This is a genomic window from Paenibacillus terricola (assembly GCF_014779765.1).
In the GTDB taxonomy this organism is placed as follows: domain Bacteria; phylum Bacillota; class Bacilli; order Paenibacillales; family Paenibacillaceae; genus Paenibacillus_T; species Paenibacillus_T terricola.
This window is the reverse complement of the sequence record NZ_JACXZA010000002.1, coordinates 229,479-253,793: the sequence shown is the minus strand read 5'-3', so window position 1 is coordinate 253,793 and position 24,315 is coordinate 229,479. Positions and strand designations below refer to the sequence as shown.

Genomic DNA, 24,315 nt, shown 5'->3' with positions numbered 1-24,315 from the left:
TAATCGCTGCCGTGTCTTGTTGGAGACGGTAACAGCAGCTCAAGCTGCATCATCAGCAATCGTCGCATATGAATAGGAAATGTCAGCCAGCCTTCTATCTGTGTTAGTATCGTCGATGCTTAGCCTGCATATGCAGGAAGCCTTCTGAAAGCTGGCTAAAGCCGACAGTTAGACAAGAAGAAAAAACCTCTATCATGGTCTTCAGATGATGAACGACCTGATTAGAGGTAGGGGTGTAACTCTATGAGTGGCTAAAAAAGAGCATCCGCGCACGTTAAGGGCTGGCGCAGGATGCTCTTTATCTGATTCCGCTTAGAAGGAAAAATATTGACATAGCTGGCGAACGGCTCCCTCGTTCATGATGACCTTGCCATACTCTTCAAGTACAGCCTCCGTCACCGAGGTCGCTTCACCGAATTCGGCGAGAAGCGCTATGAGTGCATTATGTCTAGATGGATCGATACTGGTTGGATCGATTGCCATAATGTACTTGCCGTTGTAAGCGAACAGTCTTCCGTCATCAGTCAATTCCGACTGACTTAACTGTCGTCCGACAGCTATAACATCCTCGAAATCGCGGAAGGCGTACATAACCATGTCGCTCTGTTCTAGCGTTACTTCCATCTCGTACACATCTTCGTCCGATTCATCATCCTCATGGACGGAATCATCCGCGTGTACATTCAACTTGCCGCGTGTGACGATCACCACCATACCCTGAGCGGGAAGTGCGAACACCTCTACAGCAAGCGGACCACTGGCCTCAAACCCGAGTTCCGAATGAGCTTGATCCATCATTTCACTGAAAAGCTCATTCACCTTCGGAATTTCCCGCCACATGTCCTCCTTCTGAATGCCTCGCTCCAGTAGGTCGTCGAACGTCAGAAATATGCGTATTTTATCTTGGCTCAGCCGTTCGATTTTCATGACAGGATCCTCCTATGCAGCATCTGTTATAACAAGGTATGAGAACATACATGATGTGTGATTCCCTCATGCCATATTCCTATGTTACCATGTCCGCCCTATGATTGCACTATTGCAGACAAAAAAGGATCAGCCCTATTCGCCAATGTTTTGGCGATAGGGTGACCCTCTGAATGCTAGTATTGATGCTGACTTTGGCCTTAATGCGTAGTTGGGCTGCTGCCCATATGGGTCAAGCTGCTGCCTTCGCTGCCGCTTGCCGTTGATTTCATAATCGCTTCCGTCTCCCGCTTCACCTCAGGATCGCTCTCAATGAGCGCGCCGATTTGCTGCCATGCGGCGGCGGAATTGCCGGCGGAAGCGGCGGACCGCTTTGGGGTTGCATCCGCAGCCTCCTTCGTCCAAGAGCTAAGCTTACGCTCCATGACGCGTCCCATCAACCTTTTTCTCGCTGAAGACATCAAATCGCCTGTCGCATCAACCGCCCATGCTGCCATACCTGGACGCTTGCGGGATGCATATAATGCTGCGGCCATGCCAAGCAATCCACCAATGATAAACCCACTCATTCTCATAATGGGATCGACTCCTTCTATTCATATCCATAATCATTACGTTTCGACCTTAGTGTGCGCTTAGCTTGTTTCGTTAACCGCGTGAAATACAGGAAAAAACGCATACGATCCGCCCAGCAAAATATGATACAATGAAGGGCGTGTTCTTAAGAAGGTTAAACAAGATCATCATCACATATCAGACGGAGGTCCGAACCCCATGAAACGCATGCTGAAAGCATCTGTTCCCCTTACGCTTGCTCTCGCACTTGCTGCCTGCGGAGCAGCTGGCAAGGACACTACGAAGCAAACAACACCGCCTGCCGCCGAACAGACGTTAGACGTACCCGACAAACAGCCGGATACTTCCGTTCCTGACTCAACTGCTGTTACACCAGATTCTTCAGGCAGCACGTCCGGCGGTACTACAACGAATCCGCCAGCGACCGGGACGACAGATCCAACGCCTACTGATGAGACAACACCAACCCAAGCGGAACAAGTAAAGCTATATCGAATGAGCAAGGTATATCGTTTCGTTCCAATTGACAAAACAACGACAACGGATAAAGTTGTCCTCTTAACGTTCGACGATGGCCCGAAAGATGAGAAACAGGTTAAGGAGATGCTCGACATTCTGGATAAACATAAAGCCAAAGCGATCTTCTTCGTTAACGGATATCGCGTCAAAGTTCATCCTGAACTCGTGAAGCTCATTCACGATCGCGGTCAGACTGTCGGCAACCATTCGTGGGATCATATTGATCTGAAGAAAGAGAACAAGGAATCAATTGAGAAACAGATCGGGGATGTCAGCAAACAAGTCGAGGATATTATCGGTGAAGCGCCGAAGTTCTTCCGTCCTCCATTCGGTTCTGGCAATGATACGGTTCGCAGCTATGTAAAGGATCACGGCATGCTGTACATGACTTGGTCGAACGGTTCACTTGACTGGGACACCAAAAACAAAAACAAACCCGATGCCGTCATTGCAAACGTATTGGAGCAGCTGCATTCAGGAGCTAACATTCTGATGCATGAACTTCCTTGGACGATAGAAGCGCTCGACGAATTGCTGACGAAGTTGGAAGCCAAAGGATATGGCTTCATCGACCCTGATACCATCCAGATCGAGTCCGATACAACTGCAGCTACTGCTGATGCATCAGCAACAGCAGCTAAATGAAAAAAGTCCTGCCCGGGTAGGGCTAGGACGGGGAATGCAATTGTTTGCCAAACCAGAATAATGTAACGATTAGGATTAGAAAAATAAAAATAAGTGCATTGTAGAAAATCTGAGCGGTCTGCTGCTTATTAGACGGGTGAGTTTTACGTCTGGGCGGCAGGCCGTTTTCTTCATCCTCTGTGTATTCATCTGCGCTCGCTTGCTGCTGTTCGCTGCTAGTCCGAGCTCGCCTCGAACCATACTTCGCCATCCTGCTCATTCTTCATCGTACCTCCGAAACCGAATAATAAGTCCCATAATGGTATCGACTAGAAAATGGGTAAGTATCGGCGCCCACAGCGTTCCGCTCTGTATATAAATCCATCCGAGTCCGTAGCTGATCGAGAAGACGAGTCCTGTTGGTATCCAGTGGCGCAAATAGCGAACATGAATTGCAGCGAAAATGATACTTACCCAATATGGACCAAATGATTGCTGCATCGCACCTCGAAACAACATTTCCTCGCAAACTGCGACAATAAACGACATGACCACGATGTGCCATACGGGACGTTTTCTAAATAACCGCTCATTCACGCCGCCATCATCGGAAGCATGATCAGGCACAAACTTGCTAATTAGTACATCAACCGCAATAACAACGGCCGTTAATCCAACCCCATACATCCAGAAATTGGACTGCTCCGGAAATTGTAACAAATGAATTGGATTTCGATGCTGAAATAATAACCATACAATTCCGATAATAAGTGTAAGCAGTTGTGTTAGATACAAATTAATCAGTAAAAGCTTGTCATCAATTTGGTCCACAGACACTTGGCGAAGCTTAATTTTTTTAATGTCGAATTTTTTCATAACCAACCGCCTGTCCTGAAAACGTTGTATTCCCTTTTTTCCTTTAATCGCCTATACTAGTACCACATTCGACTTTATTCGAGCCATTACAACATATTCACTCTTATATATACTACCATATTGTGAAGGGGATTTATCCGAATGAATAAGAGCTTGTCTCGTTCTGAAATGCTAGTTAGCCTTGGGTTCCTATTCATGCTGGTATGCGCTGCAGGTGCTTTCTTCTTCGGCGTAGAGGTCGGAAAGAATCGAACGACAACGCAGCTGGAAGCAAGTAAAGAATCAACGGATAAAAAGCCCGTCTCAGGCACGCTTCAGCAGCAAGATCTCGTATCCTACTATCATACTGTATTTATGCCTTATCGTGAATTTCAATCCGAATGGATAGCAGTTGTCGAGAATGCAAACGCAAGGCAAACAACCGATTTGCCTACTGAGCTGAAACGACTGGCTTCTCTATCTCAGAAAACATTCAATGAAGTATCGGCAGTGAGCATGCCAACATCTACTCCGCTGGAACAATCCCAGCAGCAGTTGCTGAAGAGCATCGCATCATTCCAATCCGTATCCAAACGGCTGTCTACCAGCAAAGAGGGGCAATCTGTTGCACAGATTCTTGCCGCAATGCGCAAGGACACTGATTATAAATCAGCGGTAAACAAGTCACTGCAAGGTCAGCAATCCTATTATAATGCAATGGTTCAATGGGCTCGAACGATCAATTCCGACATTGTACAAGTAAACGAATTGCCTGGCACGATGAAAATATCGGTATGGAAATCGCTGCCTCTTATCGTAAAGAATAAACTTAGCGCCGATCTCATCTTAGCTTCAGGCACAGTCGTTAATTACTATCCGCAGGACTTGAGCAGCCGCATCGATGAATTCATTAGCTCGGGACAAGCTGCTAAGTTGAAGTACGACCTAATTGGTCCTATCTCCGAGCTGTTGATTGATACGAAAGCAGTGCGCAGCGGAGATTTCAAGAGCAGCATGGTGAACCAATATGCGAAGCAGCTGCTTCCGCAGTTGCCGTTCTTCTTATCTGATGAAGCATAACATCTACATAATTAATCAGTCATACTGAAACCCTTTAAGTTCTGCTACGGCTGCGATGCCGCCCACGATGTTGTGGAGCGCGTCGTAGCCGTTTTCTTGCATATAGCGGCATACAGCTACACTACGAACACCATGTCCGCATAATATGTACCATGATTCTTCTTGTGTTATAGAAGCAAGCTGCTCCGGAAAGATACTCATAGGAATATGTGTTGTTCCTTCAAGCCGATAATAGTCCCATTCATGATGCTCGCGGACGTCAATGATTTGTTCTGGCTTCACCGATCCATTGGCAAGCCGTTCTAGAAGCTTGTCCGCATCAATATTTTCCCATCGATTCACAGCGTTTTCCCTCCCTATGACGTTGAATGAATCATATCGGAAAATTCACGTATCGGCAAGTTTCGGCATTGCATTCCACCTGTTAACTACTTTAAAATAATAAGCGTTATGAGAAATGACGAATCATTTTTTCGCTTGGACAGGCTTTCGTTCCGATACTCGTTATCGTATTGAGACGATGTTTTTCCTCGAACCAATTCGTCATCATCCTATTGGTCGAATGACTCCAACATGGAGTTTTTCCTACATATTCACTGCAACACCATTCTTTTCACATTCAGACAGGAGGCAGTTTCCACATGTTTAAAGTGTTAGTATCGGATCCAATCAGTGACCTCGGCATTCAGAAGCTTGTAGATGCATCAGACGTTATCGTTGACAAAAAACCTGGTTTAAGCGAAGACGAACTCGTTGCCATCATCGGCGAATACGATGCTCTGCTCGTTCGCAGCCAAACACGCGTTACACCACGCATCATGGAAGCAGGCAAGAAACTGAAAGTTGTCGGCCGTGCAGGCGTAGGCGTTGACAACATCGATCTGGAAGCTGCTACTCAACGTGGTATTATCGTTATCAACGCACCGGACGGCAACACAATCACGACTTGTGAACATACGTTCGCGATGATGATGGCTGTTGCTCGCCACATTCCACAAGCTTACCTGAAGACGGTTGGCGGCGTATGGGATCGCAAATCGTTCCTCGGCGTAGAGCTTCGCAACAAAGTGCTCGGCGTTATGGGCATGGGCCGTATCGGCAGCGAAGTTGCTAAACGCGCTAAAGCATTCGGCATGGAAATCCTCGGCTACGATCCGTTCCTGACGGAAGAGCGCGCTGAAAAAATGGGCATTAAGCTTGCATCGGTAGACGACATCATCCGCAACGCAGACTTCATGACGGTTCATACGCCATTGACGCCTGAAACGCGCCACATGATCTCGCGTAAGCAATTCGAAGTGATGAAGCCAGGCATGCGCATCGTGAACTGTGCACGCGGCGGCATCATCGACGAGCTTGCGCTTGTTGAAGCAATCGATCAAGGTATCGTAGCAGGCGCGGCATTCGACGTATTCGAAGTTGAGCCTCCGGCACCGGATCACCCATTCTTGACGAATCCGAAAATCATCGTAACGCCTCACCTTGGCGCTTCGACGGTTGAAGCTCAAGAGAACGTTGCAATCGACGTATCGGAGCAAGTGCTCCACATTCTGCGTGACGAGCCGTTCATCAACGCAGTGAACATGCCTCCTATCCCTGCGAACGTTCGCAGCGTACTGCAGCCTTACTTCCCGCTCGGCGAGAAGCTGGGCAGCTTCATTGCACAACTGACGGCTGGCGCAATAAAAGAGATTGTCATTAGCTATGCAGGTGATCTGGCTGAAGTTGATACGCAACCGCTTAATCGTTACGTCGTTCGCGGCGTGCTTGCTCACCACCTCGGCGCAGACCAAGTCAATGTTGTTAACTCGATGCACCTGGCGAAAGAGCGCAGCGTAAACGTAGTAGTTAACAAATCAAGTGTTGCAAAAGACTTCACGAACCTCGTGACGGTAACCCTTCGCACAGAGGAAGTCGAGCGTACAGTATCCGGAGCACTGATGACAGGCTACGGTCCACGTATCGTTCAAATTGACAGTTATCCAGTAGACGTCGCACCAGAAGGCAAACTCCTTCTCGTGTCGCATACGGATAAACCAGGCATTATCGGCAGTGTCGGTACATTGCTCGGCAACAACGATGTCAACATCGCAACGATGCAAGTTGGGCGCAAACTTGCTGGCGGCGACGCACTCATGGTGCTCACAGTCGACAAGCAAGTGCCAGCATCGGTCATCGATGATATTGTAAAACTGCCAGAACTGAACAAAGCGAAAGTGATCAGCCTGTAATATGGTCATAATGCAAACGCCAGGGACGAAATGTCTCTGGCGTTTTTTGTCTGTATGTGAATAGCTCGTACAACAAACTCCTTCACTCTCCCCTTCTCTTATATGCGCTTCGATTCGATCCTCCATATTCCTAAAAACGGCAGTTACTCGACTGTTTCATCAATGGGCGGTGACTGGTGAGCATGAACGAAAAAGCATGCAGCTGCTATACCTTATCTAAACCCATCCAAACAAAAGCTTTGCCGCTGAAAGCGGCAATTGCGGGCACACGATCCATCCAATCCAAGACATCGTCCTTGTGAGGAGTCCAGAGGTAAAGGTTTCCGCGAGGAAACCACATCGGGAGCATACGCTCACGACCTTTGGGTCCCTCCCTTGCAGGGAGGGTTTGGGTGGGTAGATCATTTATGCTGCAATTATTCGACTGTTTCATCAATGGGCGGTGACTGATGGGCATGAACGAAAATGCATGCAGACGCTATACCTTATCTAGACCCATCCAAACAAAAGCTTTGCCGCTAAAAGCGGCAAGTGCGGGCACACGATCCATCCAATCCAATACACCGTCCTTGTGAGGAGTCCAGAGGTCACACGACCTTTGGGGCCCTCCCTTGCAGGGAGGGTTTGGGTGGGTAGAAATTTTTAACTCTTTAATTATTAATTTTTCGTAAAAAAACGGGGTCTAAAGGGGCGGAGCCCCTATACATGTTCCACGTTGAACAATATTAACCCCCTTAATCCAACAAAAAAAGCGCTCATTATGATGAGCGCATTGACAACTGATGATTCAAATCGACAGGAAGCAATATTGTAAATGTCGTACCTTTGCCGATCATACTATCCACTTGAATGCGGCCGTGATGGCCTTCTACGATGTTCTTCACAATCGCAAGTCCAAGACCTGTGCCACCCGACGAACCGCGTTTACGTGACTTATCCGCTTTGTAGAAACGCTCGAAAATGTACGGCAGATCATCCGTTGGGATACCTTCCCCTTCGTCTGCAATCCGCAGTACCACATTGGAAGGTTCAGACTGACCTGGTTCCTGCTGTCCCCATGCGCCAGATAACGTAATCATTGCCCCGCTAGGCGTATGTCTTAACGCGTTATCCAACAAATTCGTTAACACTTGTTCGAGCCGATCCTCATCCGCAGCCTGAACATGAAGCGGAGGAGACTCGGGAAGCTCGCATTGAAGTCGAATATCACGTTCCTTGGCGAACGCCATAAACTTACGATGAACGCGCCTTGCAAGTGCATCGATATTGCATGGCATAAGCTTAAGCTCCGTATGCCCTGCCTCCATTCTCGCCAGATCAAGCAAGTCTTTCACAAGCCGACCCATCCGAACGGATTCGTCGTGAATCACTTGAACAAGCTCATCGCGTTCTTCTGGCGAATCAGCGAATCCGTCCAACAGCGCTTCACTGTAGCCCTGCATCATCGACAACGGCGTCCGAATCTCATGGGACACGTTCGCAACGAAATCACGACGCAGCTTCTCCAGCTTGAACTCCTCGGTTACATCCCGTACTACCGCAACCGCACCGCGAACCGAATCATTCGATTTCAACGGTGCCATGACAACCGACCAAACCCCGCTTAGGAAATGAATCTTGTCACTGCTATCTATGCCCTCTGCAATGACATGTCCGAACAGCTCAAGCAGCGGCTTAGGCACCCCTGGTCGCGAGTTGTTCTCCTCATCCTCCGCCCAATCAAGCGAGTTCCAATGCGCCATCAGCTTATCGCCTGGCGGGTTGGACATCGTCACATTGCCTTCTGCATCAAACGTGATGACGGCATCAGACATACTGCGCAAGATGCTGGCGAGATGATTCTTCTCGAGGCTCAAATCTTTAATGAGCGAATCAAGATCATGTGCCATACGGTTGAATGCATGGGCCAGATCACCAATCTCGTCTGTCGAACGAATCGGAACACGCGTCTCATAATCGCCCCCGGAAATCGACGCAGCCGCTTTCTTCATCTCGATGAGCGGTTGCGTGATTTTGGACGATAGGAAGAAAGCAAAAAAAGTAGATAACAGAAACCCGATGATCCCGGTAACAATGAACAGCACTTTCACCTGATGAGAGGTGTTGTCCTGAAAGTTAATATCGATATATTGAAGCAGGAACATGCCTAGAATGAGCAGAACGACTGCTACCAGCACGATAATCGTCATCCACAGCTTGCCGACTACACTACGCCACAACCATCCCAGCTTCATCAATTACTTCGATACCTCAAGCTTATAACCAACGCCCCATACCGTAGTAATCATTGAAGCTGCTTCAACCGACACTTTGTTCAGCTTCTCGCGCAGACGCTTTACATGAGTATCTACGGTGCGAAGGTCGCCAAAGAACTCATAGTTCCATACATCCTTCAGCAGCTCCTCACGCGAGAATACTTTGTCCGGCGATACAGCCAAATAGTGCAGCAATTCGTACTCCTTAGGCGTCAGGCTTACCTCTTGCCCGCCTGCCATAACACGGTGTGCGTCATGCTCGATAATGAGATGCGGAAGCACGATGTTGTTGCTGGAATTCGATTCTTTCGTGAGGAAAGCCGTAGCCGATGAGCGGCGAAGGATCGCTTTCACACGATAGATCACTTCACGCGGGCTGAACGGTTTTACAACATAATCGTCAGCGCCTGCCTCAAACCCTTGCACACGGTTCATTTCTTCGCCTTTAGCCGTAAGCATAATAACCGGCGTAGCTTTCACCTGGCGAAGTCTGGAGCATACTTCAACGCCATCAATACCCGGAAGCATAACGTCGAGCATGATCAGATCATAATCTTTGCCCGCTGCCATTCGAAGTGCAGTTTCTCCATCCTCTGCTTCTTCGATCTCGTAGCCTTCCTTCTCCAAGTACATTTTGAGCAAGCGGCGAATGCGCTCTTCGTCGTCTACAACTAATATGCGATGCGCGAAATCGGTCATAAAGACACGGCCCCTTTATCAATAATTTAGGTGACTATACACCTGCATACGAGTGCAAGCCGGCGATAATGAGGTTAACGCCAATGAGCGTGAACCACACAATGACGAAGCCGATAACGGCCAGCCATGCGGAACGAAGTCCCTGCCATCCGCGCGATAAGCGGAAGTGCAAGTAAACGCTGTAGTATAGCCATGTAATAAGCGCCCATACTTCCTTCGGATCCCATCCCCAGAAGCGGCCCCACGCCTCGTTCGCCCAGATCATCGCGAAGATGAGTGCGCCGAGCGTAAACACGGGGAAGCCGATGGCGATGGCGCGGTAGCTGATCTCGTCGAGATCACTGGGCTTAACACCATCCATAAACGGATGAATGACAGCACCAAGCGGCTTACGAAACGCTAAGCGAAGCAGTCCATACAACAACGAACCTGCAATAATCGACCAGATAACGGTGTTCAGCTTGCGGCCGGCGTTAATGCCATTCATCCAAGAAGGCGTCTCGAACCAAGGCTTGTTCATGCCAAGGAAGGAATCGACCGACACCACTTGGCTGTTGTAAGGCTTAAAGATTGGCGGCAGATCGTATTGGACCTGCTCGACCCTTGTGATGGTCTGACCTTGCTCGTCAACAGTCACATTCTCTTGCGTGAAATGTGCTTCGTAGCCCGCTCCGCGGAACGAGAAGACGATGCTGATGAAGCCGATGACCACAACGATAACATAAAGCGTAAACTCGACCCAACGCTGCTCTTTGCGGGCTTTAGCGTCCTTACGAGTATAATCGACCACCCGAAGCAAATACATAAGTCCCGCTGCGAAACCGACTGCAAAGAATGCTTCGCCGAGTGCAGCTGTCGTTACGTGAATCTTCAGCCAATACGAGTTAAGCGATGGGATGAGCGGCTGCACATCCTTAGGGAATACAGATGCATACGCTACGATAATAACAGCAAGCGGAGTCGCGAACATCCCGAGAATCGGCTTGCGATAAATCAAGTAAATAATGGTGAAGGCGATCATGATCGCCATCGCAAGAAACGACATGAATTCGTACATATTACTAGTAGGAATCTGTCCGCTTCCGTACCAGCGAGTGAAGAAGAAGGTCAGGTGACCCGCAAGACCCACTGACGAGGTGAAGAAAGCAATTCGGCCCCAGCGCTGCGTATGATTCTTGGAGTCTCGGTTACTCCAGCGCTGACCAGCAATTGCGATTACATAAAACATAAACGCGAAACAATATAAGGCGAATGCAACTAGGTATGCATGTCCGCTAAACTCTACCCAATTCACGAATTATAACCCCCGTTATCGAGCTTATCGCTCTCGACCGTAATGCCCATTTGTTCAAGCGCCCAAGTTGTCTCCGAACGCATGCCAAAATGGTTTTTGTTCGTATGCGCGCCAAGCGACAATGTACCGTCATCAATCCGCAGCCATATCCGGCGGTGATGCCAATAGGCACCCATCAACAAGCCAAGCATACAAATGCCAAGACCAACCCATACGAATGGCAGCGCACGGTCGACCCGGATTAACAAGTAGCTCGTGTAAGAGCTAAACTTGACATTGTCCATGCCATCAACCCGGATTTGAATCTTAGACGCTATCGCTTGGTTGATTTTATCCTGACTGAAACGTTCTTTATCTTTCTCAAGCGGGAAATACATGTACGGTTCGCCATTCTCGTCAAGACCTGGTCCCTTCACGATAAAGATGAACGCTGGCGCTTTCGGATCCCGCGATTTCGTAACTGGACTGCCTTCGTCATTCAAAGCAAATTCCATGTAATTCGCTTTCAGCTCCAAGCTGTATGGACCAACCTCAAAGCTTGTCTTCGGATTCTTCATCGGCAGATCGAACGGTCCGTACTTTTGCCCCGTCTTCACATCTTCGATAACCGGTTTAACGGATTGCAACAGCGGCTCATCATCGTAACCGATCTGATAGAGCTTTACGCCCTTATAGTTCATTGGATGGTTTACCGTAATCTCGTATTGCTTCACTTCTTTGAGCTCTGGCTCAATGCCCGGCTCATCGCAAGAGCTGACGCATTCGTACATTACAGCATGCGTCTCATATAGCTTCGGACGCTGCTGCTGCTTCAGCCTGTCCGGCAGCTCGGTTTCATTATAGTACTCTACAGTGAACTTATCGTTCTTCACATAGTAGTCAGTACCGGCAACCTGTACGGTCTCCCCGTCGCGAACAGCGATCGTATTCTCTTCCGTCCAATGCGGAATCGTCCGAGCCAGCAGCGCGAGCAGCAGAATGATCAGACCGATATGGTTGATGTAAGGGCCCCAGCGGCTGAATCGGTTTTTCTCCGCGAGGAGTGCAGTGCCATTAATATGTACTTTGTATCTGCGCCGCTTAAGATGGTTACCGAACGACTGCACCCATTGCTCGGCATCCCCTTCAATAGCGCCGACATAGGAAGTCTTCTGGCGTGTAATGAATTGCAGATGCTTACGAATCTGCTGCTTGTTCAAGGCGCGATAGAGCGGAAGCACCCGGTCAAGACTGCAGATGACAAGCGACGTACCAATCATAACCAGCAGGCCGACGAACCACCAGGAATCATACATGGAGGAAAGCCCAATCTTATGATACAGCTCTCCGCTCCATCCGTACGCTTCTTTATAATACTCTGCATTATTGCCCTGAGGATAAATCGTACCAAGAGAGGCACCGACCAGTGTAATAATGATGATGATAACGGCGATACGAACCGATGAGAAAAAGTTCCACACCCGATCAAGTGGGTTCGGATTCCGCTTCTGTGACCGTCTGGCTACGCCGTCATACCGCATCTCTAGCGGCTCATCTGATTCTACAAGCGGTTTGCCGCATGACTCGCAGAGCAGCGTGTCCGGCGGATTCTGGTGACCGCATTCGCACTTCGTATTCTGAAACAAAACGTAAAGCCTCCTTCTGAACCTCACTCTCGCATGGAAGGCGAACAACTAGGATTGCAGCAGCTGATCTACCCGCGAATCGATGTCTTGTTCACTCATCCCGCCGACGAAGATGTCCATAATCGTGCCATCCGGCTTGACGAAGAACGTGGTTGGATACTGCGATAATCCGTACTTGCGCTCAATGACTCGATTCGCATCCCTTAGAATCGGGTAAGTAAGCGAACGCTCCCCGACGAAGTTGTTGACGGTTAAATCGTCTTCACTTAGGTTTATCGCCAGCACTTCAAAAGACTTGTCCTTATACTTGTCATACATACGCTGAAACTCCGGCATCTCCGTGACACATGGCGGACAGAATGATCCCCAGAAATTGACGACCACTGCCTTGCCCTTGTAATCTGCCAACTGATGCGTCTGACCGTTCAGATCAAGCAATGTAAAATCCGGCGCCGCCTTACCGACTGCCGGACGGCCATCGTCAGACGCAAACAGCGTCTTGCCGATCGCATATCCGCCGAGCAGCAAGACGCCGAGCAAGATGACGATCTGAATCGGCTTCCGATTTTTGCCCAAGCCTTATCACCTCTAGTAGATTGCGAAACAACCTAAATAATCCATTTCCTTAATTTGAACAAAAATCGACGGCATTCGCAACAATGCCGTCATGTTATACGCCCATCACTCCAGCTAAAGCTGTTAGCCCTTAACCTTTGCGTGTGCGCGTTGGTCTGCTGCCGCCAGTTGCACCTGGACGATCGCCCGAACGTGGTGTTTGCCCGCGTCCGCGGCTGTCCTGCGAACGACCACTGCTTCTGCCAGTCTCCGACTGCTTAGGTCTGCGGCCAGCATTAGACGTTTGCGTATTTCTTGCAGCATCACGCTGTGTTCCGGCAGCTGCTCGTCCACGCGGCGATCTTCCTTGGCTGCCAGCTTGCTGCTGACGGTCGCCTGGTCTGCGTCCGTCTGCGCTGCCCGCATTCTTATCGTAGCTGCCAATGACTTTCTCGATAACAGCTTCAGCATAAGATTTGCGGGAGCGGCCATTAGCTGTACGAGTGCTAGGCTTCGCTTTTGCAGGTTTACGGCCTTCACTTGCTTCAGAGACAGATGCCGTCGCTAATCCCTTAGGCTTTGGCTTCGGTTTCCACTCTGGCTTCTTCCCGTTACGGCTTGAAGCGATCGGATTCTCCTTGCCTTCTGCCTTCGCAGCTTCCGCACGAAGCTCGGCCACTTCCTTCGGCGTGAGCGGACGCCAGCCGCCGCGCTTCAGATTTTGCAAACCAATCTCTCCGAATTTGACCCGCTTCAGACGAGTAACAGGATGACCCACCGCATCGAACATCCGGCGAACCTGACGGTTGCGACCTTCATAGATCGTAATACGAATCGTGGATTCCTTGTTGTCGGCTTGAATATCTTGATACTCGACCTCGGCCGGAGCCGTCATCCCGTCCTCAAGCTCGACGCCCTTACGAAGCTGGTCCAGCTTCTCGCCATGCGGGACGCCATCCACTGTCGCCAAATACGTCTTCGGCACATGGTGCTTCGGATGCGTCAGCAAATTAGCGAATTCGCCATCATTCGTCAGAAGCAGCAATCCTTCGGTATCATAATCGAGTCGACCGATCGGATAGACACGCTGTTTGATGCCTGACAAAAAATCCGACACGACCTTGCGGCCTTGCGGATCCGATGCGCTCGTAATAACGCCCTTCGGCTTGTTCAGCATAATGTACAGCTTCGCTTCCGTTTCAATCGGCTTCCCGTTTACGGTAATGACATCTTCATTCGGATCGGCCTTAGCACCGAGCGTCTTAACTTGGACCCCGTTCACTTCCACCTGTCCAGACAAGATAAGCTCTTCGCATTTGCGCCGAGAGGCAATGCCTGCTTGCGCCAATATTTTCTGTAAACGTTCCAACTTTTTCACCTCACCCTCCATATTAACTTTAAGCACGAAAAAGCACAAGGTCGGTACTGACGGCCTTTACGCCATCTTGCCCGCACTTGTGCTTCCGCCTTGCTGTTAGAGGAAATTTCAAATTTGACAATTTGTTGACGCACGCTTGGAACGGCCATTTAGCTGAATAAAAGCAAGCAAACCGCAATCGAAGCGGCGAAGCCAACGAGGTCGGAGAACAAGCCAACCTTCAATGCATACCGCGATTTGCGAATGCCCACTGCGCCGAAATAAACTGTTATTACATATAGCGTTGTGTCGGTGCTGCCCTGTATAGTCGAAGCAATTCGGCCGATCATCGAGTCTGGTCCGAATGACTTGATAAGATCTGTTGTATAAGCAAGAGAACCTGCCCCAGTCAATGGACGAAGCAATCCAAGCGGAAGCACCTCGGCTGGTACACCAAGCGGAGCGAGCAATGGCTTGAAGAAGGATAACATGATATCCATTGCGCCTGACGCCCGAAACATGCTGATCGCCACCATCATCCCTACAATATGCGGAATAATACTGATAGCAGTGCCGAACCCCTCTTTGGCCCCTTCGACGAATGTCTCATAGACCGGAACTTTCTTAAATGCGGCGAACAAAGGAATAAAAACGATAAGTGCGGGGATCATCCATACCGATAGTGTTGACAGCCATTCAACCAACCGCCTCACCACCCTTTCCGGATTGCGTAGGCGGTGCCGTATAAGTCGGTGTGATCGGCGGTCGCTTCGAGCGCGAGGTTCGGCTTCGGTACCAGCGGTCTGCAAGTATGGCGGCTGCGGTTGCAACAGCAGTAGCTGCGATGGTGGAGCCTACAATTTCGGCGGCATTCGCAGATTCATATTGCAGCCTGATTGCAATTAATGTGGTTGGAACAAGTGTAATACTCGATGTATTAAGCGCAAGCAAGGTACACATGGCAGGGGTGGCCGTTTCTTGGTCTGGATTGAGCTTTTGAAGCTCCTGCATCGCTTTGATTCCCATTGGTGTCGCCGCATTGCCAAGACCAAGTAAGTTAGCAGCCATATTGCTCATGATGTAACCGAGTGCCGGATGATTGCGTGGAACATCGGGGAACAGGAAGCGGACGGCAGGTCCGAGCATTCGAGATAATACTCGAAGCAGACCCGCATCCTCCCCGATACGCATTAAGCCTAACCAGAAGACGAGAATGCTGATCAGTCCAAAACTGACCGTTACCCCCGTCTTCGCTCCATCAAACGCCGCTTCTGTAACCGCCTCGAGCTTACCCGTCACCGCAGCTGAGATCACGCTGACGACAATCATGAACAACCAGATCCAATTGACCATCGGCCGCTCACGCTCCTCCCCCGAATAATGCTCGTACAACGGCATGTAATGTAGCTGAGAACGAATAGCTGCCTGCTCTTGCGCTTGCTGCATTGTCTAATGCAGGAAGCGGCCGCTTCTCTTTCCATTGCAGCCGAGTGCTGGCCGCATCGTACACGGGAACGACGCCAATTGTTCTGCCTCCGAGCTCCCACTGAAGCATTCCACGCTCTCCCAACGCGTAGGGTGTGCTGGTGCTGCTTATTAAGGAAAGCTTGGAATGCAGCTGCTCTGCTTCCCCATTCGCAAGCGGATAACGGAACGTACGACCTGCAGCAAGCGGATAACCGCTGATCGGTTGTCCTTGCTTCGCTACAATCGTAAGCTTGTAGTGCTCAAAACCCCAATCGAGCATGCTGCGATGATCAGCCCAGTCATCACGATCATTGATCGTAACTGCAGCAAGTTGTTGACCATTGCGGGTTGCGGAGCTAACAAGGCATCGCAGCGCCAGCTTGGTGTAACCGGTTTTGACACCGTCCGCTCCTTCATACATGTTCAGCATCTTGTTCTTGTTCGACCATTGATAATCCCAAGATTCATTCGGATTCGGCGCCTTCTTCTCCCGAGTCTTCACAATCGTCGCGAACGTCGGATTATGAAGCGCGTAAGCAGTCAGCTTGGCGAGATCATCCGCAGAGGAATAATGACCTTCATCATCGAGTCCGGAAGGATTCATAAAATGGGTGTTATCCAGCCCAATCCACTCTGCCTTCTCGTTCATCATGCGGACAAATCCTTCAATAGAGCCCCCGACATGCTCGGCTATCGCAGTCGCGGCGTCATTGCCGGATCGAAGCATGAGGCCATACAGCATGTCCTCCAGCTTCATTTCTTCCCCCGCACGTAAGTAGATGGAGGAGCCTTCCTTGCCAGCAGCACGAACACTAACTTTCACTTTATCGGATAGATCCGCATTCTCGATCGCAACGATGGCCGTCATGATTTTCGTTAGACTGGCGATACGAAGACGCTGTTCCCCGTTCTTATTGTACAAAATCCGGCCTGACTCCACGTCGATCAGCGCCGATGCCTTCGCGTGTGTCCCAAGAGGCGGAACACTTGCAGCCGCATCGACTGCAGCAGGTCCGATCCCGATCGCAGCAGTCAGCAGCGCGACGGCTAACGCAGCATACGACAGCCGCCTAATCGACTGATGACGACGCAGCAACTTCATAGACATGCGATTGAAACCTCCTGTCGTAAACCATATGGCACAATTGAATGACAAAATAGCCGCGCAAAAAGTGCCTGCTTGTACAGCATATGTCCAAGCAGCCTTCTTTATGCTCCACCATACTCTAACGACAAAAACGGCATTCACCTGTTCGGTGTGCCGTTGTCTGATCCATCTATTCGGAAGAATGACTAATCAAGCCATCCCTTCTTATTCGCGATGGTGATTGCCTCAATCCGATTCTTCGCATCAAGCTTACGAATTGCCTCGGACAAATAATTGCGTACAGTACCGGCAGTCAGGTGCAGACTCTTCGATATTTCTTGTGCGGATAATCCTTCCCCTGCCAGCTTCAGCACCTCACGTTCCCGATCACTGAGCGGATTCCCTGCTTCCCACAGCGTAATCGCTAGCTCTGGGCTAACCGCGCGCCCGCCTTCATACACACGCCTTAAGGAGGCGCTTAAATCGTCGATCGGCGCATCCTTGAGCAGGAAGCCGTGAACGCCTGCCCGCATCGCGCGTTGAAAATAACCGGAACGCGAGAACGTCGTCAATATGACGACCTTGCATACGTGACGCTGTGCTGCTAGCTGCTCGGCAACATCTAATCCGGTCAAGATGGGCATCTCGATGTCCAAAAGACAAATATCCGGCTTCAGCGCATGAATAAGCTCCAGCGCTTTCTCGCCGTTCTCTGCCTGTCCGACTACTTCGATGTCATCCTCCATATCAAGAAGCGCACTGAGCGCCCCTCTCAACATGCCTTGATCTTCTGCGATAATGACCCTCATCGGCTGTTCTCCTATCTGCTTATTGAAGAACGATTCACATAAGGAACCGTAATCGACACTCGCGTCCCCTTCAATCCTTGCCGCTCCATTGTGATCTTGCCTTCCACCAGCTTCAACCGTTCTCTCATCCCTTTGAGTCCGTTACCTTCGCTTCTGCCCTTATCGGTTGGTTGTTCATCAATGCCACGACCATTATCGGTGACGATTAGCATCATGCTGTCATGCATGCTAATCCGCTCGATCGTGCAGCAAGAAGCTCCACTATGACGAACGACATTCGTCACGGTCTCCCGCAAACACATGCCCAGAATATTGTTGATTAGAGGCGTGATTGTGCCTTCACGATACTCCCCCTCTAGACGAGGCTCGATATTGGCCGCGGCTAGTAATTGCAGAGCATTATGGATCTCGGTCTCCACCGTAGCCGTATTAAGTCCGGAAATCAGCTCTCTGACCTGCTGAAGCGCAGCGCGTGAAGTCGCTTGGATATCCCTTACCTCTTGAATCGCACGATCTGTATTTTTGAGGATAAGCCTTTCCGTCAGTTCGCTCTTTAGCGTTATTAGTGACAACGAGTGCCCAAGCGTATCATGCAGATCCCGGGAGATGCGCGCTCGCTCCTCGTTGGCCGAGAGAATCGCGATTTGCTCATTTGCGATGTCGAGTTTCTCCCTCAGTTCTTTGGAACGCCGCCCGAAACGAATCGCTAACGGCATGAACAGCATAATGAGCATAGCAGGAATAACGCTTATCAAGTCATCACTAGTAAGCTCGTTACGGTATACGACAAGAACAGCTATCAAGAATACAAACAACGATATCCATGTGATGATAAACTTGCGCCTGGTAGGCATAATGCCGGTGAGCGGAGTTAGATAGAAGCCCATGAACATAAATCCAGGATCGACCTTGAGCGTAAATATTACAATGATGGCCATCTGGACATAAAGCAGGACGAACCTGCCCCGCTCGTGCAGAATGCTGTAAATGTACATTGCGGCAAATAATGCGATGACCAAGAGGCCGATTATCATCTCGCTGAACGGAAGCTTGAAAACGGCGTGCAGAGGAAATGCGAGATACACTAGCCAAATAAATGAAATGAACAAAGGCGGTCTCGTAGGAGACCGCTCGCCAAACAATGAATGCACGAATGATTTTATCAATTAGACCGCTTCCTGTTTTCTCATGATATAGGATGATAGTACCACGAAACCGATCACATATGCACCGAGAACGAAAACGCCATTCCAATCAAATGCTCCGCCGCCGATCAGATTCCATGCGCCGTGACCCAGCCAATAGGTTGGCATCGCATGCGCAATCGCGCGCATTGTATCCGACATCGTCTCCACAGGAAACCAGAGACCGCCCAGCATCGACATACCCAGATAAACGATCATGCCGACCACCTGCACAACGTCGGAGTTCCGAATCGTTCCGACCAGTGTTCCAAGCGCCATGAAGGAGAAGCTGCCAAACCAGATCCACAAGCCGCTTTCAATCCACTGTGCAGCGGATAACTCCACACCCTTGACCACAGACGCGATAATGAACAAAATGATGATCATGCACAAATTGATCAAGCCTTGCGCGATTACCTTCGAAAGGACGAATGCCCATGACGGAAGCGGCGTTATACGAAGCAATCTCGACCAGCCTTGCGACCGTTCTCTAGAAAACTTCTGGCTAAGCGTTGTAATCCCCGAGCCAACAACCCCGTAAGCCGACATCGACATCAGATAATAAGCCGCCCAGTCGATTCCGTCCACCGTAAGGTCTCCATCCATCGAACTTGTGAAAATAAAGTAGAAAGCAATCGGCATGACAATGGTGAAGAAAACAAACCGTTTATTCCGCATCGTGCGAAGCAGCTCCGATTTCAACTGCGCGATCGCCGCTCTTCTTACGCTTGTATCCATGTTAATTCCAGCTCCCTTTTCGTCCTCTTTATTAGTCTTCTTTGGCGCTGCTTACTAGCGAACGGAACGCTTCCTCTAATCCGCCGCTCTGGATCTCGATATCCTTCATCTCTACGCCGCGCATAATGAGCTCGGCGATCAGTCTATCGGTATCGCTGCTATACAATCGGACTCGCCGTCCGTTCCATTCCGCATCCGTTACGCCGGAAATTCCATATAAAACCTCATTCGTTACAGATGATCCCGCCGTGAACGTAATCGTGCGCCCAATCGTTGTTGCTTTAATTTGACTTGGCGTGCCGTCCGCTACGAGCCTGCCGTCGTTAATGACAACGATCCGGTCCGCTATCTGGTCGGCTTCCTCTAAGTAGTGCGTCGTAAGTACGATCGTGCGGCCTCTTCCAGCCATTGCTTTAACCGTATCCCAGAACAATTGACGGCTCGTCACATCCATCCCGACGGTAGGTTCGTCAAGGAACAGTACCTCTGGATCACCGGCAGCGGCCATTGCGAAGCCTAAGCGACGCTGTTGGCCTCCGGACAATGCTGAAGCCATCTTGCTGCGCTCGTTGGTAAGACCGCTAATCTGAAGGAGCTGAGCAAGCGGAAGCGGCGTTTTATAGTAATGACGGAAGAGATCAATCGTTTCCGCTACCGTCAAATTTTCGATAACACTGACATCCTGCAGCATTGCGCCAATGCGATCGCGGACGCTGCGCTCCTTCGGGTCACCGCCAAGCAGCTTCACGCTGCCGCTCGTAGGCTGGATCAACCCAAGAATCATCGAGACGGTTGTCGTCTTGCCCGCACCATTTGGTCCAAGCAGCGCAACGACACTTCCCTTTTCTACAGTAAGCGATAAATCGTTAACTGCTTTTTTTCCTTTATATACCTTCGTAACGTTGCTTATTTGTATCGCCCAATCCTTCATCGTTTCCATCCCCTGTCTATCTTTAAAGTTCGTTCATCCGGTACGCTCTCTCTGACTTCCTTATCTTACCTGAACGTTGCCACAGCTGGTAGATCATTTTAACATCTGTTTCGCATGACAAATGTCATATGATTCATCCTCAGCCATTATCCATTTGAACGATAAAAAAGCCTGTATCAGCTTATGCCGATACAGGCTTTTCGTGGCTTCCTTTTACAGAAGTGGAGACTCGGTAATGGTGGAATCCTGATGGTGGTGTTCGTTATTCTTCAGCATGCCTTGAATACGATCGAATACATGTGGTGCAGAATCGATGACGCGTTCAATGAGATGCGTGTTATTGTCGAGCGGTACGACCTTGACGCCGTGCGTGCCAACCACGAGGAAAGCGATAGGCGTAATCGATACACCGCCGCCGCTGCCGCCGCCGAAAGGTCCTTGTACATTTGCGTTCTGGCCTTCATGCGGTGTCGTGGACTGTTGGCCGCCGCCCGATTGACTGAAGCGGATGTCGCTGCCGCCGGCAACGAAGCCAAAGCCTACTTTGGAGATCGGCATAATAACGCTACCGTCTGGCGTTTGAACCGGATCGCCGACAATCGTGTTGACGTCGACCATTTCTTTAATATTTTCCATCGCGGTCTGCATGAGACCTTCAATCGGGTGATTGGACATAGATGCTCCTCCTTGGTGCGATATGGATAAGGATTACTTCCGTACGCTTTTTGTATTGTGCACGAACGAAGTTCAGATTATGTGTAGGAAGAAATCACAGAGTCACCTGACTTCGATGAACGTCTACGCCACCACTTGAATCTCGACATCACCAGACTGAGCTTCATACATTCGACGGTACAGCTCACATTGTTCAAGCAATTGATCATGTGTTCCAATCGCTTGGATTCGCCCTTGATCCATGACAATAATGGCATCCGCATCTCGAACCGTATACAGCCGATGGGCAATCGTAATGGTTGTCTTTCCTTCCGACAATCGCCTTAGAGCTTGCACAATTTCTCGTTCCGATTCAGAATCAAGCGCAGATGTTGCTTCATCCATCAGAAGGATGGGTGCATTACGCAGCATGGCCCTTGCAATTGCTAGTCGCTGCCGCTGTCCGCCTGACAAGCCGCCCCCATGCTCAGCCAACTCCGAATCCAAGCCCTGTGGGAGCTGCATGACGAAGTCAAACGCAAAAAAGAGCAGCCTCCGCTGCTCTCGCTGCTCTCCACATTCCGCAATCATCTCCACTACGTCTTCGGCAGAATTCGCTGCAGACCCGCCGTACCCGCCTTCATTTTGCGGATCGCATTGAGTACGCGCAGCCCAATAATGCCAGCCTCTCCAAGTCGCATCCGAGCGGCAAACTTCCATTCTGACGCAAGACAGGTACGGTTATAAGCCGGCCGCACATCTATTACCGGTGAAGCCACTAGCTGCATGAGCTGTGAGGCAACACCTACAGCTGTCGTTTTGACTGACCATAACATACCCGTGCACATCGCCGTCCACATGGCATCATCGGTGCCGACTTCCGTCACCCAACGCCATTCCTCTACTTTCACCTTCCGAAGCACCTTCGTTACAAGCTTTGCCGCGTCTTCTACCTGGACAATAACCATTTTGAGCCGGTTCGTTAGACTGATTACACGAGCAGCATCCATCTGCTCCTCTTGTTCATCGTGACCCTGCATATTGTCCTTCTCGGTCCGTACCTTAATGCCGTGATTCGTCCACTCTAGGACAGGCATGCGCCACTTCAACCGTACAAGGCCATATAACGCCTTAATATGAACCTCGAGATCGTCATCCAGGTTGATTTTCTTCATCTGGGTTGTCAGTACAATCGGAGAGAACCATACGAGCAATCCGAGCAAAAAAAAGAGACCTGCAGCCGCCCACCATATCCAACCATGTGAAAAAGCCGCCATATGCGGTTCCTCCATCCTCCAAGCAATTGGCTTGTGTTCCGCTTATCGTCATAACAAGCAGCAGTTGGTTATAGTATGGCCTTGCTGACAGATCTCATGTACTTATTCTTCTTCGTCTTCCTTCGCAGCTGCGATGCCCTGCGGCGCAGGTGGAATCGGCGGCAGCTCATCGAACGTCATCTGACGGCCGTCGAACCGTTCGAACAGCGCATTCGAGCCATCGTCGAGATCCTCCAACGTTACATGCGCAGGCTCCGGCAGCGCACTAAGCGCAGATAGACCAAAGTAATCCAAGAACGATTTCGTTGTTCCATATAGAATCGGTCGGCCTATTGCTTCAGCACGGCCAACCTCTTCGATCAAATCCTTCGAAACTAGAGAGTGAATAGCGCGATCGCTCTTGACGCCGCGAATTTCTTCGATATCGACACGTGTAATCGGCTGTCGGTAAGCGACGATCGACAGCGTCTCAAGCGCCGCCTGCGACAAACTCGCTCGAGCAGGCGAATAAGCCATCCGCTCAAAATATATTGCATGCTCTGGGTTTGTCGTCATGCGATAGGCGCCTGCGACCTCCGAGATTTGCACGCCTCTTCCTTCTCGTTTCAAATCGCACTTCAAATCGTAGACAAGCTCCGCCGATAACTGAGCATCGATCTGCAAAATCTCGGCAATCTGCCTGGCATTGAGACCTTCCTCTCCTGCCATGTACATCAAGCCTTCAATAATCGATTTGTAGCTCTGATAATCCATTATCCGACGTTTCCCCTCTCCAATGAATGACGATGTCATCGAACGACTGATGCTGATGACAGCGAACATGCTTCATCTTCATCAGCTCCAATATCGCCAGAAACGTCACGACAATCTCGTGACGGTCCATATTTTGCTTGATCAGCTTCGAGAATCGTACAGTCTCGTACTGCTTCAGCACATCAATGATATCGCGGATACGATCCTTCACTGAGATTTCATCACGCTTAACCGTCGCAACGAAATTGCGTCGAACCGCTCTTCGCAGCGCCTTCTGAAACGCACGCACAAGATCATCGATGTGCAGACCTTCTACCGGATTCGACGGCTGTTCATGCATGAACGGCGACAAATCTTCAGGCTCTTTCGCAAAAACAAGACTGCGCTCAAACTCCTTATCTCGAAGCTCGGCGGCAATGAGCTTGTACTTGCGATACTCGAGCAGGCGCTGAATCAGCTCTTCCTGCGGGTCAGGCCCGTCATCCTGCCAGTCCTCGAATTCATCGAGCTCGATGACTGGAGGCTTCGGCAGAAGCTGCTTGCTCTTAATTGACAGCAGCGTAGCAGCCATGACGAGGAACTCGCTCGTTACATCGAGCTCGAGTTCCTGCATGGCTTGCAAATAATTCATATATTGATCGGTAATCTCGCTGATGGATACTTCGTGGATGTCGATCTCGGCTTTGTCAATTAAGTGAAGCAGCAGATCGAGCGGTCCTTCGAACGTCTCCAGCTTATACGTCACCGTCACGGCGTCGTCCTCCCGGGTGATGATCGGCTATCATGATCCGCAGCAGGAATAATACTTTCTACGGATT

At 50.0% G+C, this 24,315-nt stretch carries 25 protein-coding genes and 1 pseudogene; 3 read left to right on the top strand and 23 right to left on the bottom strand.

Annotation, left to right across the window (positions count from 1 at the left end; translation table 11 throughout):
* Positions 1-312 precede the first annotated feature (312 nt).
* Together H8B09_RS08430 and H8B09_RS08425 are read right to left on the bottom strand one after the other, a co-directional pair.
* A complete protein-coding gene (locus H8B09_RS08430) occupies positions 313-927 on the bottom strand; it encodes a genetic competence negative regulator (RefSeq protein WP_191203067.1) in 615 nt (204 codons plus the stop codon).
* Positions 928-1,127: 200 nt separating this feature from the next.
* Entirely contained in the window at positions 1,128-1,502 is a 375-nt protein-coding gene (locus H8B09_RS08425; RefSeq protein WP_224753415.1) for a hypothetical protein, read from the bottom strand.
* 199 nt (positions 1,503-1,701) lie between these two features.
* On the opposite strand from H8B09_RS08425, the gene H8B09_RS08420 reads away from it, so the two are divergent.
* The gene (locus H8B09_RS08420) at positions 1,702-2,667 is read left to right on the top strand and encodes a polysaccharide deacetylase family protein (protein WP_397376053.1); all 966 of its coding nucleotides are present in this window, start codon (positions 1,702-1,704) and stop codon (positions 2,665-2,667) included.
* 22 nt (positions 2,668-2,689) lie between these two features.
* Here H8B09_RS08420 and H8B09_RS08415 read toward each other — a convergent pair whose 3' ends face one another.
* Both H8B09_RS08415 and H8B09_RS08410 read right to left on the bottom strand, forming a co-directional pair.
* A complete protein-coding gene (locus H8B09_RS08415; RefSeq protein WP_191203065.1) occupies positions 2,690-2,926 on the bottom strand; it encodes a hypothetical protein in 237 nt (78 codons plus the stop codon).
* Positions 2,923-3,522, bottom strand: coding sequence for a CPBP family intramembrane glutamic endopeptidase (locus H8B09_RS08410; protein WP_191203064.1), 600 nt, complete (start codon positions 3,520-3,522; stop codon positions 2,923-2,925). The genes H8B09_RS08415 and H8B09_RS08410 overlap by 4 nt, the downstream gene beginning before the upstream one ends.
* 141 nt (positions 3,523-3,663) lie before the next feature.
* Between H8B09_RS08410 and H8B09_RS08405 the strand changes: the two genes are divergently transcribed.
* Positions 3,664-4,581 (top strand): hypothetical protein, encoded by a 918-nt coding sequence (locus H8B09_RS08405; RefSeq protein WP_191203063.1) that lies wholly within the window; start codon positions 3,664-3,666, stop codon positions 4,579-4,581.
* A gap of 15 nt (positions 4,582-4,596) precedes the next feature.
* On the opposite strand, the gene H8B09_RS08400 is transcribed toward H8B09_RS08405, so the two are convergent.
* Positions 4,597-4,923, bottom strand: a complete 327-nt coding sequence (locus H8B09_RS08400; RefSeq protein WP_191203062.1) for a rhodanese-like domain-containing protein — start codon at positions 4,921-4,923, stop codon at positions 4,597-4,599.
* Between the two features lie 299 nt (positions 4,924-5,222).
* On the opposite strand from H8B09_RS08400, the gene serA reads away from it, so the two are divergent.
* A complete protein-coding gene (gene serA, locus H8B09_RS08395) occupies positions 5,223-6,812 on the top strand; it encodes a phosphoglycerate dehydrogenase (protein WP_191203061.1) in 1,590 nt (529 codons plus the stop codon).
* Positions 6,813-7,570: 758 nt separating this feature from the next.
* Here the strand turns inward: serA and H8B09_RS08390 are convergent.
* The 18 genes and pseudogenes from H8B09_RS08390 to H8B09_RS08310 all read right to left on the bottom strand — a co-directional run bounded on the left by H8B09_RS08390 (position 7,571) and on the right by H8B09_RS08310 (position 24,248).
* Positions 7,571-9,046 carry an ATP-binding protein gene (locus H8B09_RS08390; protein WP_191203769.1) on the bottom strand — a complete coding sequence of 492 codons (1,476 nt, stop codon included), beginning with the start codon at positions 9,044-9,046 and terminating at the stop codon, positions 7,571-7,573.
* Positions 9,047-9,049: 3 nt separating this feature from the next.
* Entirely contained in the window at positions 9,050-9,766 is a 717-nt protein-coding gene (locus H8B09_RS08385) for a response regulator transcription factor (protein WP_191203060.1), read from the bottom strand.
* A gap of 34 nt (positions 9,767-9,800) precedes the next feature.
* On the bottom strand, positions 9,801-11,060 hold the full coding sequence (gene ccsA, locus H8B09_RS08380; protein ID WP_191203059.1) for a cytochrome c biogenesis protein CcsA: 1,260 nt from the start codon (positions 11,058-11,060) through the stop codon (positions 9,801-9,803).
* Positions 11,057-12,685 (bottom strand): cytochrome c biogenesis protein ResB, encoded by a 1,629-nt coding sequence (resB, locus tag H8B09_RS08375; RefSeq protein ID WP_191203058.1) that lies wholly within the window; start codon positions 12,683-12,685, stop codon positions 11,057-11,059. Before resB ends, ccsA begins: the two co-directional genes overlap by 4 nt.
* 48 nt (positions 12,686-12,733) lie before the next feature.
* The gene (locus H8B09_RS08370) at positions 12,734-13,261 is read right to left on the bottom strand and encodes a redoxin domain-containing protein (protein ID WP_191203057.1); all 528 of its coding nucleotides are present in this window, start codon (positions 13,259-13,261) and stop codon (positions 12,734-12,736) included.
* A 646-nt stretch (positions 13,262-13,907) separates the two neighbouring features.
* Positions 13,908-14,609 (bottom strand): annotated as a pseudogene (locus H8B09_RS30410) (pseudouridine synthase); the annotation flags it as partial.
* 158 nt (positions 14,610-14,767) lie between these two features.
* Positions 14,768-15,268, bottom strand: a complete 501-nt coding sequence (locus H8B09_RS08360) for a spore maturation protein (protein WP_191203768.1) — start codon at positions 15,266-15,268, stop codon at positions 14,768-14,770.
* A gap of 25 nt (positions 15,269-15,293) precedes the next feature.
* On the bottom strand, positions 15,294-15,950 hold the full coding sequence (locus H8B09_RS08355) for a nucleoside recognition domain-containing protein (RefSeq protein ID WP_224753414.1): 657 nt from the start codon (positions 15,948-15,950) through the stop codon (positions 15,294-15,296).
* A gap of 7 nt (positions 15,951-15,957) precedes the next feature.
* The gene (locus tag H8B09_RS08350; protein ID WP_502572610.1) at positions 15,958-17,172 is read right to left on the bottom strand and encodes a D-alanyl-D-alanine carboxypeptidase family protein; all 1,215 of its coding nucleotides are present in this window, start codon (positions 17,170-17,172) and stop codon (positions 15,958-15,960) included.
* A gap of 185 nt (positions 17,173-17,357) precedes the next feature.
* Positions 17,358-17,960 (bottom strand): response regulator transcription factor, encoded by a 603-nt coding sequence (locus tag H8B09_RS08345; RefSeq protein WP_191203055.1) that lies wholly within the window; start codon positions 17,958-17,960, stop codon positions 17,358-17,360.
* A gap of 11 nt (positions 17,961-17,971) precedes the next feature.
* Entirely contained in the window at positions 17,972-19,126 is a 1,155-nt protein-coding gene (locus H8B09_RS08340; protein WP_224753413.1) for an ATP-binding protein, read from the bottom strand.
* Entirely contained in the window at positions 19,127-19,882 is a 756-nt protein-coding gene (locus H8B09_RS08335; RefSeq protein WP_191203053.1) for an ABC transporter permease, read from the bottom strand.
* Positions 19,883-19,913: 31 nt separating this feature from the next.
* Entirely contained in the window at positions 19,914-20,813 is a 900-nt protein-coding gene (locus H8B09_RS08330) for an ABC transporter ATP-binding protein (RefSeq protein WP_191203766.1), read from the bottom strand.
* 213 nt (positions 20,814-21,026) lie between these two features.
* Positions 21,027-21,488, bottom strand: coding sequence for a GerW family sporulation protein (ytfJ, locus tag H8B09_RS08325; protein ID WP_191203052.1), 462 nt, complete (start codon positions 21,486-21,488; stop codon positions 21,027-21,029).
* A gap of 123 nt (positions 21,489-21,611) precedes the next feature.
* Positions 21,612-22,058, bottom strand: coding sequence for an ATP-binding cassette domain-containing protein (locus tag H8B09_RS08320; RefSeq protein ID WP_224753412.1), 447 nt, complete (start codon positions 22,056-22,058; stop codon positions 21,612-21,614).
* 5 nt (positions 22,059-22,063) lie between these two features.
* A complete protein-coding gene (locus H8B09_RS30405) occupies positions 22,064-22,744 on the bottom strand; it encodes a DUF2953 domain-containing protein (protein WP_224753411.1) in 681 nt (226 codons plus the stop codon).
* A gap of 102 nt (positions 22,745-22,846) precedes the next feature.
* On the bottom strand, positions 22,847-23,497 hold the full coding sequence (scpB, locus tag H8B09_RS08315; protein WP_191203050.1) for an SMC-Scp complex subunit ScpB: 651 nt from the start codon (positions 23,495-23,497) through the stop codon (positions 22,847-22,849).
* The gene (locus tag H8B09_RS08310; protein WP_191203049.1) at positions 23,466-24,248 is read right to left on the bottom strand and encodes a segregation and condensation protein A; all 783 of its coding nucleotides are present in this window, start codon (positions 24,246-24,248) and stop codon (positions 23,466-23,468) included. Before H8B09_RS08310 ends, scpB begins: the two co-directional genes overlap by 32 nt.
* Between the last annotated feature and the right edge of the window lie 67 nt (positions 24,249-24,315).

Coding starts and splice junctions, on each gene's coding strand:
- H8B09_RS08390 (WP_191203769.1), bottom strand. CDS start 9,046: ATGAAGCTGGGATGGTTGTGGCGTAGTGTAGTCGGCAAGCTGTGGATG.
- H8B09_RS08360 (WP_191203768.1), bottom strand. CDS start 15,268: ATGATCCCCGCACTTATCGTTTTTATTCCTTTGTTCGCCGCATTTAAG.
- H8B09_RS08330 (WP_191203766.1), bottom strand. CDS start 20,813: ATGAAGGATTGGGCGATACAAATAAGCAACGTTACGAAGGTATATAAA.
- ytfJ (WP_191203052.1), bottom strand. CDS start 21,488: ATGTCCAATCACCCGATTGAAGGTCTCATGCAGACCGCGATGGAAAAT.
- H8B09_RS08320 (WP_224753412.1), bottom strand. CDS start 22,058: ATGATTGCGGAATGTGGAGAGCAGCGAGAGCAGCGGAGGCTGCTCTTT.
- H8B09_RS08355 (WP_224753414.1), bottom strand. CDS start 15,950: ATGGTCAATTGGATCTGGTTGTTCATGATTGTCGTCAGCGTGATCTCA.
- H8B09_RS08415 (WP_191203065.1), bottom strand. CDS start 2,926: ATGAGCAGGATGGCGAAGTATGGTTCGAGGCGAGCTCGGACTAGCAGC.
- H8B09_RS08335 (WP_191203053.1), bottom strand. CDS start 19,882: ATGGATACAAGCGTAAGAAGAGCGGCGATCGCGCAGTTGAAATCGGAG.
- H8B09_RS08425 (WP_224753415.1), bottom strand. CDS start 1,502: ATGAGAATGAGTGGGTTTATCATTGGTGGATTGCTTGGCATGGCCGCA.
- H8B09_RS08350 (WP_502572610.1), bottom strand. CDS start 17,172: ATGTCTATGAAGTTGCTGCGTCGTCATCAGTCGATTAGGCGGCTGTCG.
- H8B09_RS08385 (WP_191203060.1), bottom strand. CDS start 9,766: ATGACCGATTTCGCGCATCGCATATTAGTTGTAGACGACGAAGAGCGC.
- scpB (WP_191203050.1), bottom strand. CDS start 23,497: ATGGATTATCAGAGCTACAAATCGATTATTGAAGGCTTGATGTACATG.
- H8B09_RS08405 (WP_191203063.1), top strand. CDS start 3,664: ATGAATAAGAGCTTGTCTCGTTCTGAAATGCTAGTTAGCCTTGGGTTC.
- H8B09_RS08420 (WP_397376053.1), top strand. CDS start 1,702: ATGAAACGCATGCTGAAAGCATCTGTTCCCCTTACGCTTGCTCTCGCA.
- H8B09_RS08345 (WP_191203055.1), bottom strand. CDS start 17,960: ATGAGGGTCATTATCGCAGAAGATCAAGGCATGTTGAGAGGGGCGCTC.
- H8B09_RS08430 (WP_191203067.1), bottom strand. CDS start 927: ATGAAAATCGAACGGCTGAGCCAAGATAAAATACGCATATTTCTGACG.
- H8B09_RS08410 (WP_191203064.1), bottom strand. CDS start 3,522: ATGAAAAAATTCGACATTAAAAAAATTAAGCTTCGCCAAGTGTCTGTG.
- serA (WP_191203061.1), top strand. CDS start 5,223: ATGTTTAAAGTGTTAGTATCGGATCCAATCAGTGACCTCGGCATTCAG.
- H8B09_RS30405 (WP_224753411.1), bottom strand. CDS start 22,744: ATGGCGGCTTTTTCACATGGTTGGATATGGTGGGCGGCTGCAGGTCTC.